Origin of the sequence: Dyadobacter beijingensis DSM 21582, assembly GCF_000382205.1 — a bacterium.
Lineage (GTDB): Bacteria > Bacteroidota > Bacteroidia > Cytophagales > Spirosomataceae > Dyadobacter > Dyadobacter beijingensis.
Map to the genome: position 1 here is coordinate 357,697 of NZ_KB907789.1, position 15,632 is coordinate 373,328.

9 protein-coding genes are annotated in these 15,632 nt (G+C 53.8%); 4 read left to right on the forward strand and 5 right to left on the reverse strand.

The window, feature by feature from the left end:
- Positions 1 to 14: 14 nt before the first annotated feature.
- From H144_RS0120055 to H144_RS0120070, 4 genes are all read right to left on the reverse strand, one after another.
- Positions 15 to 284, reverse strand: coding sequence for a UBP-type zinc finger domain-containing protein (locus H144_RS0120055; RefSeq protein ID WP_019943892.1), 270 nt, complete (start codon positions 282 to 284; stop codon positions 15 to 17).
- On the reverse strand, positions 284 to 1,945 hold the full coding sequence (locus H144_RS0120060) for a response regulator (protein ID WP_019943893.1): 1,662 nt from the start codon (positions 1,943 to 1,945) through the stop codon (positions 284 to 286). The genes H144_RS0120055 and H144_RS0120060 overlap by 1 nt, the downstream gene beginning before the upstream one ends.
- 30 nt (positions 1,946 to 1,975) lie before the next feature.
- Positions 1,976 to 3,376 carry an ATP-binding protein gene (locus H144_RS0120065; RefSeq protein WP_019943894.1) on the reverse strand — a complete coding sequence of 467 codons (1,401 nt, stop codon included), beginning with the start codon at positions 3,374 to 3,376 and terminating at the stop codon, positions 1,976 to 1,978.
- A 111-nt stretch (positions 3,377 to 3,487) separates the two neighbouring features.
- Complete coding sequence (locus H144_RS0120070) at positions 3,488 to 3,862, reverse strand: hypothetical protein (RefSeq protein ID WP_019943895.1); 375 nt, start codon at positions 3,860 to 3,862, stop codon at positions 3,488 to 3,490.
- 116 nt (positions 3,863 to 3,978) lie between these two features.
- Here H144_RS0120070 and H144_RS0120075 point away from each other — a divergent pair, with 116 nt between their 5' ends.
- The 4 genes from H144_RS0120075 (at position 3,979) to H144_RS0120090 (ending at position 12,466) form a co-directional block, all read left to right on the forward strand.
- Entirely contained in the window at positions 3,979 to 4,740 is a 762-nt protein-coding gene (locus H144_RS0120075) for a DUF72 domain-containing protein (protein ID WP_033403109.1), read from the forward strand.
- 74 nt (positions 4,741 to 4,814) lie between these two features.
- Positions 4,815 to 7,556 (forward strand): DNA ligase D, encoded by a 2,742-nt coding sequence (ligD, locus tag H144_RS0120080; RefSeq protein WP_019943897.1) that lies wholly within the window; start codon positions 4,815 to 4,817, stop codon positions 7,554 to 7,556.
- Between the two features lie 251 nt (positions 7,557 to 7,807).
- Positions 7,808 to 10,918: a SusC/RagA family TonB-linked outer membrane protein gene (locus H144_RS0120085; protein WP_033402999.1), complete on the forward strand. Its 3,111-nt coding sequence runs from the start codon at positions 7,808 to 7,810 to the stop codon at positions 10,916 to 10,918.
- Between the two features lie 18 nt (positions 10,919 to 10,936).
- Positions 10,937 to 12,466 (forward strand): RagB/SusD family nutrient uptake outer membrane protein, encoded by a 1,530-nt coding sequence (locus H144_RS0120090; protein ID WP_019943899.1) that lies wholly within the window; start codon positions 10,937 to 10,939, stop codon positions 12,464 to 12,466.
- 40 nt (positions 12,467 to 12,506) lie between these two features.
- Here H144_RS0120090 and H144_RS32285 read toward each other — a convergent pair whose 3' ends face one another.
- Positions 12,507 to 15,446, reverse strand: a complete 2,940-nt coding sequence (locus H144_RS32285; protein WP_019943900.1) for a ligand-binding sensor domain-containing protein — start codon at positions 15,444 to 15,446, stop codon at positions 12,507 to 12,509.
- Between the last annotated feature and the right edge of the window lie 186 nt (positions 15,447 to 15,632).

A 15,632-nucleotide genomic window follows, 5' to 3' on the forward strand; every position in this document is an offset into this window, starting at 1 on the left:
GTTACGAAATTCAACTATTCATACTCTACAAACGATTCATCCGCATAGCACCAAAGCCACTTCTCACCCGGCTCGGCGGAGGACGCTACGGGATGGCCCGTATGGTGGTAATGCTTCGTCATGTGTTTGGCGGGGGAGCTGTCGCAGCATAAGGTGGCGCCGCAGGTCTGGCAGGTACGCAAATGCACCCACCAGCCGTCGACCTTCTTGCATTCCTCGCATACGAGCTCGTCCGCGACTTTGATTTCCGCAATATCGGCAATGTGCTTACAAACCTGGTCCATTATACCTCGCTTAAATATTGGTGAACAAAACTGATGGACATCGATCCCTCGCCCACCGCCGACGTCACGCGGTTCATTGCGCCCGCACGCACGTCACCCGCGGCGAAGATGCCCGGCGAGCTCGTTTCGAGTAGGTAAGGGTCGCGATTGACCTTCCATATTTCTTTGAAATTGTCGTAATTCTTCATTTCACGGCCCGTTTCGATGAAGCCCTTCTTATTTTTGATGATTTCCAGGCCCACCCACTCCGTGAACGGCTTCGCACCGATGAAGATGAACAATGCATCCGCCGGCACCGTGCGTTCCTCGCTGGTGTTCAGGTCCACCAGTTTCAGGTGTTCGAGATGATCTCCGCCCTGCGCTTCCAGGATCTCCGTGCAGCCCATTACCGCAATGTTCTCGGTACCGGCGATCTGGTCGATCAGGTAGGACGACATCGATGACGTCAGGTCGTTCCGGCGGATCAAAATGTACACATTCCGCGCGAATTTGGACAAATACATGGCCGCCTGCCCCGCTGAATTGCCTCCGCCCAGCACATACACATCCTTATTACCGCACGAGCTCGCTTCGGTACTAGCCGCGCCGTAGTAGATGCCTTTTCCGGCAAACTCCTCAATACCAGCAGTTTCCAGCTTCCGGTAATCCACGCCGGTCGTGATCACCACGGCCTTCGCATTCACTTCGCTGCCGTCCCCGAGCACGACGGTCTTATATTTGTCCTTCAATTTAATCTCCTTCACAAACTGCGGCGAAAGGAATTCCGTACCGAACCGCGTGGCCTGCGTGATGGCCCGGCGCGTGAGTTCCGAGCCGCTGAGGCCTGTCGGGAAGCCGAGGTAGTTCTCAATGCGCGAGCTCGTACCCGCCTGACCACCAGGCGCTTTGCGCTCGATCAATAAAGTACTTAAACCTTCCGACGCACCATATACCGATGCCGCAAGCCCCGCGGGGCCCGCACCGATGATCACGACGTCGTAAATCTGCTGCTTCGTCTTGGGGTTCAGCCCGATACGCTCCGCGATGTCGATCAGTGACGGTGTTTTCAGCAACGAGCCGTCTTCGAATATCACCACCGGAAAGTCCACCGGGCAGAGGTTGTTGTTCTCCGAAATCTGCCTTCCGGTTTCGTTCGACTCCGCATCGAACCACAGGTAAGGCACCAGATTCCCCGCCAGGAAGTCCTTGATTTCGTGCGCCTTGGGCGAGAATTGATAACCTATTACTTTAATGCCTTTGAACTCCGGACGGTAGTTGCCCTGCCAGTCGCGGAGCAGCTCGTCGATCGGGGGATACAATTTTTCCTCCGGCGGGTCCCAGGGTTTCATTAAGTAGTAGTCCAGCTGCACATCGTTGATCGCCTTGATGGCCGCCTCGGTATCCGAATAAGCCGTCAGCAGCACCCGTTTTGCGAACGGGAACATTTTCATCGCTTTTTGCAAAAAATCGACGCCCTGCATTTCGGGCATGCGCTGGTCGGAAATAAAAATAGCCACCTCTTCGCCGCGGTTCTGCAATTCGAGAAGGCTTTCCATGGCTTCGGCCACGGAAGTAGTGCTTAGTATCCGGTATTTGTCACGGTAATGGGATTTCAGGTCGCGACTGATCGCCCGAAGTACCTGCGGATCGTCGTCAATCGAAAAGATTATGGGCAAAGCCATAGCAGCTTTTTGTTAAGTGTTGAATTAAAATTATCCATTAAACGGGAAACATACCACAAATTCCGTCCGGCCGGGGCTGGAATGCAGCGTTACGGTACCATGGTGCTGCCGCACGATCCGGCTTACTACGTCCAGTCCGAGGCCCGTCCCTTTCCCGACCGATTTCGTCGTAAAAAACGGGTCGAAAATTTTCGAACGGATGTCCGCCGGAATGCCGGGGCCATTGTCGCAGATCGTCACTTTCACAAACTCCTTGTCCCGGCGCGTGATGATGGTGATCTCAGGGTCTGGCTGGTTTTCGAGCGCGTCCACGGCATTGTCGATCAGGTTCGTCCACACCTGGTTAAGCTCCCCTACCATCGCTTTCACGGCCGGCAATGTGAGGTCGAAATCTTCGGTAACCTTGATATTCCCCTTTTTCAGCTTGTAATTGAGGATAATGAGCGTGTTGCGGATGCCGATATGAATATCCACCAGCTCGCGCTCGCCCCCGCGGTCCATATGCGTGAACGACTTCACCGAACCCACCAGCTGCGCAATGCGCTTGGATGCTTCCCCGATGTCGGCCACCATGCGCTCGGTCGTAAGGCTGTTATTGATCCACGTCAGCACGGGCGACAGGTCTTTGTGGTTGATCCTGCTTTTCAGCTCGTCGAGGTCGCTCTCGCCAACCCCGAATTCCACGAGGTTATCGGCAATATCCTCACAGCCAATGATATTGTTCATATCCAGCCAGTCGAGAATTGCGTCCTCCTTTTCCGACCGTTTCATCATCGACAGTACAGGCCGTTCCGCTTTGGCGAGCAAACTCACCATTTTGTCGTTGATCAGGTCGATCTCCTCGTGCGACAAATGGATCGACAGCAGCGATTTGAATGCGTCCGGCTGCATGAGCAAATGCTCTTTCAGCGAAGCCGAACTGCGGACAATGGCCGCCGCCGGGTTGTTGAGCTCATGCGCGAGCCCGGCCGACAGCTTGCCGAGCGCCATCATCTTCTCATTCTGCTGTTCGAGCTCTGTAAACTCCCGCACCCGCGACGTCATCACGATCACGAGCGCCTGCGTCAGCTCATAATGCAAAGTGACAAGCTCCCGCAACAGTTCTTTTGGGAACGTCATCAGCTGCGCCGTTTCGAGGCATACCCCGTACGCAATGGCAATTTTCCCCCGCGAAAACGGCAGGATACCCGTCACCGTACCCGGCGGCAGATCTGCGATGATCTGCTTCGTATTGTTCTGGACCCGGTACAATTCAATGCGCCCCGAGAAGATCACGTGCGTGCCCACGAGCGGTTCGCCCGGCCGGATCATCATGTCGCCCTCCTGCAATTCATAATGCGAACTGCGGTCGATCATCCATTGCAGCTGGTTTTCAGGGACATCCTTAAAAACCTCAACAGCCAGCAGATCTTTGACGGTGATATCCTTCATGGGGGCAAATGGGAATGGTGTGAGTCGAAACGCCCAATTTCGAAATAAATCGGCATTTGCGCGGGCTTTTTTTGCGGCAAGCTTCCGAAAGAACAACAAGTTCCCTGCTTTTTACACAATACCGCCCGTCACCACGCGGCTGTAAATCCGGTACTCCGGCAGCCCGCTGATGCTTTCGGCAATGCTCACCTCTACCCAATCACGGTTGGCGGGGTGCACAAATGCCCCGTTACAGGCCGGAAAGAGCTGTTTCAGCCTCTCGAACGAGGCCGTTTCGAGGTTGATTTCCTCATGACCGAGCTCCGTAGACAAGTAGTGCCCGGTACATAGCCCAAGCGAAGTTTCGAACTCGATTTTCACCATGCTGCCCACAATTTCCTGCTGCATAATGTCGAGCACGACCTCTTCCCGCAGGTCGTCGGCAGTGCCCAAAGTTTCCTCCTGGTCGCCCAGGGTGTCGACCCCGGGAATATCGATAATTGCCATCAGTTTCCGTTTTGTTTCGGATCAAAAAATCAAAAATCGTTCCCATTACCACCCGGGCGCCACTGATTATCCTTCGGTATGATTATTGCTTCTTTTCAGTCCGCAACGAACTGAAAATGAAAGTGGAGCAAAACATACACATCGGCACCTCTGGGTGGAGCTACAAACATTGGAAAGGGATTTTTTACCCGGCCGACGTGAAACCTGCGGAATACCTGACATTTTATGCCCGACATTTCCCCGTTTCGGAGATCAACAATAGCTTTTACAAACTCCCTACGAGCGAAACCGTTGCCAAGTGGGTAGGGTCGGTACCGGACGGCTTTTTGTTTTGTCCCAAAATGAGCCGCTACCTGAGCCATTTGAAAAAACTCCATGACCCACAGGAGCCGTTGGAGCGGTTTTTCGGTGTTTTCGGGGAATTCAAAAAGCATCTCGGCCCCGTTCTCGTACAATTGCCTGCCACTTCGCGTTTCAATGCAGATGTGGCTGTGCCGTTCTATGAAGAGGCCAACCTGTACCGCGGCGTCCGGTTTGCGCTTGAAGTCCGGCACCCTTCCTGGTTCTCCGAAGAAAGCGTCGGGCTGATGAGAAAGCATGGTTTTACGCTGGTATTTACCCACGCCGAAAACTTTCCTTACCACGAGGAAGTCACCACCCAAGACATTTACCTGCGCTTTCACGGGCCCACGTCATTGTACAGTTCGCCCTATCCCGACGACATACTCGACGATTACGCAGAAAAGTTCACCGCCTGGGCCGATGCCGGGCACCATATCTGGGCTTTTTTCAATAACGACGCGGGAGGCCACGCACTAGCCAATGCCAGGAGATTGCAGGAACTCGTCGATATGAAAATCCAGGAAGCCGTTAGCTGAAATAATTTTGAATAAGTGATTATTTCTCAGCCCCATTCAACCATTCGATCATCCAGACATTCAATCATTCAATCATGAGCCTTAGCAAATACAACGAAAAACGGAAGTTTGATAAAACACCGGAACCTAAGGGCGGCAAAGCCGCGAAAGATCAGCTCATTTTTGTGATCCAGAAGCACGACGCAAGCCGCCTGCATTACGATTTCAGGCTGGAAGTGGATGGCGTGCTTAAAAGCTGGGCCGTCCCCAAAGGCCCGTCTACGGACCCATCGGTAAAGCGGCTGGCGATGATGGTCGAGGACCACCCGTACGATTACAAGGATTTCGAAGGCACTATTCCCGAAGGAAACTACGGGGCCGGGACGGTAATGGTATGGGATTTCGGCACGTACGAGCCGCTGGAAGAGGTGGATGGAAAATTAAAGGAGGTTAAGGGTAAAAAAGCGCAGGAGAAACTGCTGCAAAAGGAGCTGCGTGCAGGATCGGTTAAAGTGCGGCTCAACGGTAAAAAAGTAAAGGGCGAATATGCGTTGGTCAAAACCAGCGGCATGGCAGAAAATGCCTGGCTGCTCATCAAGCACCGCGACAAATTCGCGTCGGAGGACGACATTACGGAAAAAGACCGGTCGGCAGTCTCGCGCCGGACGCTGGCAGGTATCGAAAAGGACGGTGATGCGGTCTGGGAAAGCAATCACGAAGAAAAGAAACCTTCGAAAAGCAGCGGTACCAAAGCTGCCGCTAAACCGAAAGCATCCGAAACCGAAGCCAAAGATCCGGCGGAGGACGCAGCGGCTGAAAAAAAAAGCCCGGACGTAAACGTACCGGCAATTCTGAAAAAAGCGAAAAAGCAAAAGTTCCCCGATGACCTTCAACCCATGCTCGCCACGCTCGTAGACGGCCCTTTCGACGATCCGGGGTGGGAATACGAGGTTAAATGGGACGGTTACAGGGCATTGGCTTACCTGAACAAGGGCGAAGTGAGCCTGCAATCGCGGAACCGGAAGTCGTTCAACGACAAATTTTACCCCATTTACCAGCAACTGACCGACTGGAAAATCAACGCGGTGATCGATGGAGAGATCGTCGTGATCAACGACAAGGGTCTTTCGGATTTCAATGCGTTGCAGAACTGGCGCAGCGAGGCCGATGGCGAGCTGGTATACTATGCATTCGACATACTATGGTTCGAAGGCAAAAGCCTCATCCACTTACCATTAACCGAGCGAAAAGCCATTCTGCAAAGCATTGTCGACGAAAAAAGTCCCGTACAGCTGGGTTACAGCGTCGAGGCGGACGGCCATGCATTCTTTGAAGCAGCCCAGAAAATGGGGCTCGAAGGCATTATCGCCAAAAAGTCCGACAGCGAATACTATCCCGGCCTGCGCACGCGCGATTGGCTGAAAGTCAAGATCAACAAACGGCAGGAAGTCATTATTGCTGGTTATACCTTGAACGAGGGCTCTTCCAAGCTGTTCAGTGCATTGCTATTGGCGGCTTACGAAAACGGCGAACTTCGTTACGCAGGCAAGGTTGGGACCGGTTTTAAAGAAAAGCAGCAAAAGGAAATGCTCGCGCTCTTCAAGCCCCTGATTACGAAAAACAGCCCGTTCAAAGAGACGCCTGATTACAACAAACCCTCGCGCTTCCGCCCGAACCCGCCCCACGCGAATGCAACCTGGCTGAAACCGAAGCTGGTATGCGAGATCAGTTTTACCGAAATCACGGCCGATGGCGTGTTCAGGCACCCGTCGTTCGAAGGAATGCGGGAGGACAAATCGGCGAAAGACGTGGTACGAGAACTGGAAAAGCCGGCGGAAGAGGTCGTCGATGAAGCGAACGACGATTCACAGACAATCATTAAAAAACCCGGCAAGGCCAAACGAAAAACGCTACTGAACCCGAAAGAAGAGACGCAGGTGCGGAAAATCAACGGGCACGAGGTCAAGTTTTCGAACCTGGGCAAGCTCTACTGGCCCGACGACAAGATTCAGAAACGCGAGCTGATCAACTACTATTACCAGGTAGCCCCATTCATTTTACCTTACCTCGAAAACCGGCCGCTGTCGCTCAACCGCTTCCCCAACGGCATTAAAGGCAAGAGCTTTTACCAGAAAGACGTCACCGGCAAAGTCCCCGGCTGGATCGAAACGACGCCCTACACCTCCGAAGGCGAACTTAAAAACTTCATGCTGTGCAACGACGAGGCCGCATTGCTTTACATGGCCAACCTCGGCGCCATCGATGTGAACCCCTGGAACAGCCGCATCGAAACACCCGACAATCCGGACTGGTGCCTGCTGGACCTCGACCCCGACACGACCAACACTTTCGAACAAGTGATCGAAACCGCCCGGGCCATTAAAAGCCTGCTCGATTCGCTGGCCGTACCCGCCTATTGCAAAACTTCCGGCTCCACCGGCCTGCACATTTACATTCCGCTCGGCGCGAAATACAGCTACGACCAATGCCAGCTCTTTGCCGAATGGGTGGCCGGGCAGGTACAACACCAGCTCCCCGATTTCACCAGCGTGGAGCGTATGACTAAAAACCGTAAGGGCAAGCTCTACATCGATTACCTGCAAAACCGCCCGAAAGCCACCCTGGCCGCGCCTTACTCCGTTCGCCCGAAGCCCGGCGCGACGGTATCGATGCCCCTGCACTGGGACGAGGTCAGGAAGGGACTTCAGCTGAAAGATTTCACGATTTACAATGCGATCGAGCGGATACAACGCGAGGGCGACCTCTTCAAACCCGTTTTGGGCAAAGGTATCGACCTCGAAGAAGTAATTGCCAAAATGGAAATTCCAGCAGGATAAAAAGTCAAAATCCTCCTACTTTTTGTCAATAAACAACCACCTACCCCTGCATTGTAGTAGTAATGTAGGGGTGATTTTTCCGTGAAAACATTTCACTTGTGCAATATGAGGTAGTAATGTAGTAATGCATTGCTACCTCCCGGCCCTATTGTGCCCATACCTTTGTCGGCAGTACACAAGTATTACTTTTTCAATAATTAATTGGGCAAAGGTCATTTGCCGGATCTACTAATTTTTAATACCAAACCTATATGAGCAAAAAACTTGTACTATTATGTAGTGTGCTAATGCTATGTGGCCTCGTACAGACCGCCCTCGCCCAAAGCCGTGTCGTGAAAGGCAGGGTGACGGTCAAAACGAGGGGCGAAGAGCTGGTGGGCGCTACCGTGGTAGTCGAAGGCACCAATTTTGCGACCATTACCGATGCCAGCGGTAACTACTCGATTGAGGTGCAGCCCAACTCCGTCCTCGTAGCGAGTTTCATCGGGATGATCACCCAGAAATTCCCCGTCGGTAACCAGTCCGAAATCAATTTTGAATTAGAGGAATCGACCGACAACCTGAACGAGGTGGTCGTGGTAGGTTACGGCGCGCAGAAAAAAAGCGTCGTGACGGGCGCCATTTCGAGCGTGAAGGCCTCCGACCTGCAATCGATGCCTATCAACCGCCTGGAAGAAGCATTGCAGGGCCGCACCTCCGGTCTGACGATCGCGGCCAACTCCGGCCAGCCAGGTTCCGCCGCTACCGTGCGGGTGCGCGGGGTCACTACCCTCAACAACAACGACCCTTTGTATGTAGTTGACGGCGTGGTAGTTGACAACGGAGGCATCGGTTACCTCAACCAGTCGGACATTGAATCCATTGAAGTACTGAAAGATGCCGCTTCCCAGGCGATTTACGGTGCGCGTGCCGCCGCGGGGGTTATTTTGGTTACCACAAAAAAAGGCAAAGCGGGCGGTATCCGTGTGAATTACAATGGCTACGTGGGCGTACAAGCGCCGGCACGCAAGCTCGACCTGCTCGACGCCACCCAGTATGCGACCATTCGTAATGAAGCGGCTGTAAATGCCGGACAAACAGCGCCTTACGCCAATCCGGCCGCATTCGGGAAAGGCACCGACTGGCAATCGCTGATTTTCAACAACAGTGCCAAACGCCAGAACCACGAGCTGAGCATCAGTGGTGGCTCGGAAAAGTCAACCTTCTATCTTTCATTTGGTTACCTCGACCAGGAAGGTATTGTGGCAACCGACATTTCGAAATACAAAAGAACGAGCATCCGTCTGAACTCGGAACACAAACTGGCCAAATGGCTCACATTCGGCCAAAACCTGGGTTATGCGCACGACAAGTCGGTAGGGCTCGGCAATACCAACAGCGAATTCGGCGGTCCGCTGAGTTCGGCGATCAACCTCGACCCTATTACCCCGGCGGTAATCACCGATCCCGCGGTGGCAAGCGCGGCGCCTTACACCAACAAAGGCATCCGCCGCGACGCGAACGGCAACCCTTACGGCATTTCGCAGGCGGTGGGCCAGGAAATGAGCAACCCGCTGGCGTATATACAGAACCGTCTCGGCAATTACGGCTGGTCAGACAACATCGTGGGCAATGCCTACCTGATGGCGGAGCCGATCAAAGGCCTGCAATTGAAATCGACCCTCGGCAGCAAGCTGGCATTCTGGGGCTCAGAGAGCTTCACCCCTATTTCCTGGCTGAACGCGGCTTCCGTGACTTCGCAAACGAGCTTCAACCGTACCAACAACCGCCGGCTGGACTACAATTTGGAAAACACCATTTCCTACACCCGCGGGTTCGGGCTGCATAATGTGAATGTGCTGCTCGGCCAGGGCGCTTACCTGGATAATAACACGAGAATGACGAGCGTGACGTTCTTCAACGTACCGGTCGACAACTTCGACGACGCTTCGCTGAACTTCAAAGTGCCGGCCGACCAGCGCAATTCCGATGGCTCCGAAGGCGCCAGACATACCGTGAGCTCGCTTTTCGCCCGTTTGAACTACGATTTCGACGAAAAATACCTGGTACAGGCACTAGTCCGCCGCGACGGTTCTTCCCGCTTCGGCTCCAACCACAAGTACGGCATCTTCCCGTCGTTCTCGCTCGGCTGGGTACTCTCGCGCGAGGCATTTTTCCCGACCAGCAATGCGGTCAACTTCCTGAAATTCCGCGGCGGCTATGGCGTGGTGGGTAACGACGGTATCGGCGACTTTGCGTACCTGTCGACGATCGGCAGCGGCCGTAACTACACCATCGGAACATCCGGCAGCTATATTATCGGGTACAGCCCCAATGCGCCAGCGAACCCGGATTTGAAATGGGAACAAACCAGCCAGACGAACATCGGTTTCGACGCGACGATTTTCAACAATGTGAATGTGACATTCGAATGGTTTAAGAAAGCGACAAAGGACATTCTGCAAAACCCGCGCATCCCGGGTTATGTGGGGGCTATTTCAAACCCTGCGGCGAACATTGCCGACATGGAAAATACCGGTGTGGAACTCGAACTCGGCTTCCGCAAGCGCCTCGGCCAGGTTGACTTCTCCGTGAACGGAAACGTTTCCTACATTAAAAACGAAGTGACCAACCTCGGAAACGGCGTGCAATACCTTTCGGGCGGCGCGAGCTTCCAGGGCGCTCCACCGATCACGCGTACGCAGGTAGGCCAGCCGATCGGCTCGTTCTTCGGATATGTCAACGAAGGTATTTTCCAGACGCAGGAAGAAGTGGATTCGCATGTCTCATCCAGCGGTAAGAAAATCCAGCCGAATGCGAAGCCGGGCGATTTCAAATGGCAGGACCTGAATGGCGACGGTGTGATCACTGAAACCGACCGCACGTTCATCGGCAACCCTACCCCGAAATGGAACTACGGCTTGACTTTGAATGCAGGCTACAAAGGATTCGACATCGTGGTATTCGGCCAGGGCGTGGCGGGTAACCAGATCTTCCAGGGCCTCCGCCGCCTCGATATCGCCAATGCAAACTGGCAAACCGACGCCCTCGACCACTGGACAGGCCCGGGCACTTCCACCACCTTCCCCCGCATCGTGAACGGCGACCCGAACAAAAACTTCCAGAACCCGTCGAGCTTCTACCTGGAAAAGGGCGACTTCTTCCGGTTGAAAACCCTTCAAATCGGTTACTCGCTTCCGAACTCGGTCATCAGCAAAGTGGCCATGAAGAAGGCGCGGGTGTATGTCATGAGCCAGAACCTGTTCACGATCACCAAATACACGGGCTACGACCCGGAAATCGGCGGCAGCGTGCTGAGCATCGACAAGGGCATTTACCCGCAGGCGCGCAGCTTCATGGTAGGGTTGAACATTGGTTTTTAATTGATTAATACGACTAATATGAAATTGAGATATAACAAAATCGTGACTGCGCTGGCCTTTACCGCCGGTTTGCAACTCATGTCCTGCTCCGACAGCTTCCTGGAAGTAAAACCCAGGGGGCTGAACCTCGAAGCGAACTATTACCGTAACCAGGAAGAGGCGTTCAACGGACTCGTGGCGGCCTACGACGTGGTAGGCTGGCAGGGTAACGGATACGTTTCCACCATTGCCACCATGAACGCGGCTTCCGACGACCATTATGCGGGCGGCGGCGGTCCGAGCGACATCATGGATTTTCAGGTCATTTCCAACTATACCCTAAACCCGACCACCGGACCACAGGGGGAATTATGGAGAAAGGGCTTCTCGGGCGTATTCCGCACGAATGCCATTCTCGAAAAACTCCCTGCGGTGCCGATGGATGAAACCCTGAAAAAACGGTATACGGCGGAAGCGAAATTCCTCCGCGGCTACTTCTATTTCGAGCTCGTGCGGTTGTTCAAAAACGTGCCGCTTTTTACCCGCACCATTTCCACGCAGGAAATGTACGACGTGGTACAGGCTGCTCCGGCCGAGGTTTATGCGCAAATCGAGAAGGATCTATCGGAGTCGGTCGCTGATTTACCGGTTACTATCAATGTTGCAACGGAAGGCGGACGCGTAGGCCAGGGCGCGGCGCACGCGATTTTGGGTAAGGTTTATTTATACCAGAACAAGTTCGCGCAGGCGGCGCAGGAGCTGGCAAAAGTGAATGGTACGCCGGGCGGCACCAACACTTACGGCTACAAGCTGCTGGCTAATTTCGGCGACCTGTTCAAGACGAAGAACAAGTTCAACAGCGAGTCGATTTTCGAATTGTCGTATACCAATACTTCCGCCGGCGGATGGAACTGCGTGTCGTGTACGGAAGGTAATGTGATGAACATCATTACCGGTCCGCGCGGCTACAACCGCAAGTCGGACGCGGCGCCGGACTACGTTTCGGGTTGGAGCTTCCTGCCGGTGACGCCATCGCTGTTCGAAGCGATCCACAACGACCCGCGCTACAAACCGACGATCGCGAACCTGGACAGCCTGGAAAAAGCGGGCGCGGCGAGCTACGAAAAAGGTTACATGAACACCGGCTATTTCCTCGAAAAATTCGCAGGCCGCCAATCCGACCGCTGGACGGGCGCCGGCGCCCCGGAGCTGAATTTCCCGCAAAATATGTATGATACCCGCCTGGCCGACACCTATTTGCTGGAAGCCGAAGCCCTCGTACGCGGCTCAGGCGACCTGACCCGTGCGGCCGCGCTCCTGAATGCCGTGCGCGCACGTGTGGGCCTGAAACCGGTAGCGGCCACATTCGAAAACATCAAAAAAGAACGTCGTCTCGAACTCGCGGGCGAAGGCCACCGATGGATGGACCTTGTACGCTGGGGCGATGCGCCGGCCGTGCTCGGACCGAAAGGGTTTGTAGCCGGTAAGCATGAAATTCTTCCGATCCCATTGCTGGAACTGGAAAACACGAAAATCGAGCAGAGTAAAGAATGGGGCGGGACCAGGTAGCGTGTTCCGTACCCAGATCAGAAAGGCTTGGAGCATTGCTCTAAGCCTTTTCTTTTGACTCGTCGAAATGGAAGCCGAGGAAGAAATTGAACATATTCACCTCGGTAGGCAGCTGCAACTTCTTCCGCAGGCGGTACCGGCTCACCTCCACCCCTCTCAGCGAAATGTTCATAAGCTGGGCAATTTCCTTACTGGACAAATTCATCCGCAAATAAGCGCTCATTTTCAGCTCATTGGCCGTCAGGTTAGGGTATTTCTCCTTCAAGGCGATGAGGAAGTTGCTGTGCACGCTGTCGAAATGTCTGGAAAACTGCCCCCAATCCTTATCGACCTTGTTTTCGTCGGCCACGACCTTGATCATCTTTTTAAGGTCGTCGTTGATCTTGTCGTCCTCCGCGCTCCTGGTGATTTTCACAAGGTCGCTTTTGAGTTTCGAAAGGAGCTCCGCTTTTTGTACCAAATGCATGGCGGAGGTAGCCAGGTCGGTATTTTTGTGCAGGATTTCAGCTTCCAGCTTCTCGTTTTTCAACTTGATAATCTCTTTTTCGCTCTTCTCCAATTCGAGCTGGTGGAGGTATTGCAGGCGTTTTTGTTCTTGCAAATGCTGCTCCTGCTGACGTAGGAAGCGTTTTTCCTGCCATTTATAAAACAACCAGGCCATCCCGAGCACCAGCACGCCATAGCCGAGGTAGGCCCAGATCGTCTGGTACCACGGCGGAAGGATCACAAACGAATACCCCGCTACCTCCGACTCGCTCCCGAAATTGTTCCGCGCCTTCACTTTGAAGGTATATTGCCCCGGTGGCAAGTGCGTGTATTCCTTCGAGCTCCGTGCCGACCAGTTGGACCAGTTGTTATCAAACCCTTCCAGGAAATACGCATATTCGATGCTCGACTGTTGACTAAAAAGTGTCGACGAAAACTCGAAACTGACCGAATTCAGGCGGTTGGCGACGTGCGGCACCTGCTCTTCGGATTGCTTCTTCACATCGTTTACCTCCCCGAAATAGCCGCCGAAAAGCAGCGTATCGGCTTTGCCGGTCGAGCGCATGGCACGTACCTGTACATCGATATGGCTCTTGTGCTGCTTGTATTTTTTGTAATTGATATGGTAAATGCCCTTTTCACCGCCTATGAGGATATTTTCTTCGTTCAAAGGGTGAATGTATTCGAAGCCTGAAACCATTTTGTGATTGATTTCGGGCAGGAAAATAATTTTCGGACTGCCGCTGGTCATATCTACAACGCCCAGTTCTTTTCCACGCACAAACCACACATTACCCGTCTGGTCCTCTTTGAGGTAGCGCACTCCAAGGCCTTTGAAGATGCCATTGTAATAAACAGAAGACTGAAAGCGGTCGGTGCCGGCATTGTATTCATAAATGCCCTTCTCCGTTGCGACGAGGATCTTGTTTTTGACCTTGTAAATGTAATTGTGGTTCAATGAAAGCGGCAGGCCGTCCTTATGCGTGTACAGGCGCGACTGCGATTGTCCGTTATCCGCCAGCGTGAGCTTGTAAACCCCGCGGTAGGGATGCGACGTCCAGATCACATTTTCCTCGCGCACATCGGTACACAGGAAGCGCGAGGCTACATCAAACCCCTGCACCGAACCTGTCGGCTTGAATGCCTGGCCATCGTATTCGAGAAAATTCACGCCATTGTAATTGCCTACCGCCACTTTTCTGACCGGGTAAATGCGAGAAAGCGGCAAAAAGCCCCAGAAGCCGTTTCGCTTCACGACCTGCCTTGCCGCGTTACCTTCCACCTCGAAAATACCCTCGTGATGCGCCATCAGCAGCTTTCCGTTGATCTCCGCGAGGCCCCACACCTGCCCCCGCGAATGCGCCACGGCAGTGAACGTGCCTTTCACATAGCTGAGATCCCCGAATTGCCCCACCGGTACGGCATAGAGGCCATTGGAAGTACCAACGTACAACCTGCCCTGATGGATCACCGATGCGTAGCCAGCCTCGTCCTTGGCCGCTGCGGGGTACATGGTTTTGATTGCATTGTCGTAGGCAATGAAGTCGATGCCGTTGTCGAGGCCGAGCCAGAGGTTTTTGTCACGATCTCGGAAGACGCTGAGCACGTTGTTGTTCTGCAAGCCGTCGGGACGGGCGAAACGGTGGACGAATTTGCCTTCATTCGTCACAATATAGCAGCCGCCAAGGCTTGTAGCGAGGGCAATCAGCTCGTCGTTCACCCGCGTGGCAGCGTAAATACGCTCCGTTCTGACCTGGTCGATGAATGCGGATTGCAGGCGCGTTGCCCGCTCGCCCGCGAGGCGGAAAATGCCGGCGTCCATTGTGACGAGCAGGGCCGCTTCCTTATCGACAGGAAGTAATGCCGTGGTAAGATATTCGGCCGGCAGGTCGCCCCCGGTGATCCAGGGCATCCAGCGGCCATTGTCGTACCGGAGAAGGCCGCTTACGGCGTCCTGAGCCACTGCCATGCTATTTGCCACCCCGAGGAACCGCCAGTGCGAACCGCCGCTGAACACCGTGATGGCATTGTCTTCATACACGAAAATACGGTTGGATGCCCTGAAAAACACAGCGCCGTTCAGTACGGCCACGTTCCAGATGTCGGCGAAACCGCGGTCGCGCTCGTGCACGAGGCTGCGCAGTGAGACGTAATGCAATGCGCCCCGCTCGTCGGGTGTGAAGTAGCCGAACTCGTTTTCACCGCCGATGTAGATGCGGTTATCCGGCCCTATTTCCAGCGAGCGCACTTTCGTTTTATTCGGCAGCGGATAGGTGCGCCAGTAGATACCGTCGAAGGTGAGGAGCCCTTCGTTATTGGCAAAATACATGACGCCGGTGCGCCCCTGGCGGATGGCCCAGTTCTGCGTTCCGGCGTGGTAGAGCTGCTTGGAATAGTTGACGACTTCGGGCAAACCGATCGTATTCTGCGCGTGCAGGCAGGGAATAAATAGAGTCACGAGCAGCAGAAATGCCGCGCATGTCCTGTTACGCATATGCAGTACACCGATGAGGGAATTGACGTAGTAAACAACCGCGTCAGGGCAATTATTTCGCAATTTTGTCAGGTTGTTGTAGTAATGTAGTAGCCCCTGATGCACAAAGTTGTGCAGGTTGCCCTACATTTGAACTCGCAATATATTACATTATTTTCAGTGTATTTCAACATTACAGGTTCATGA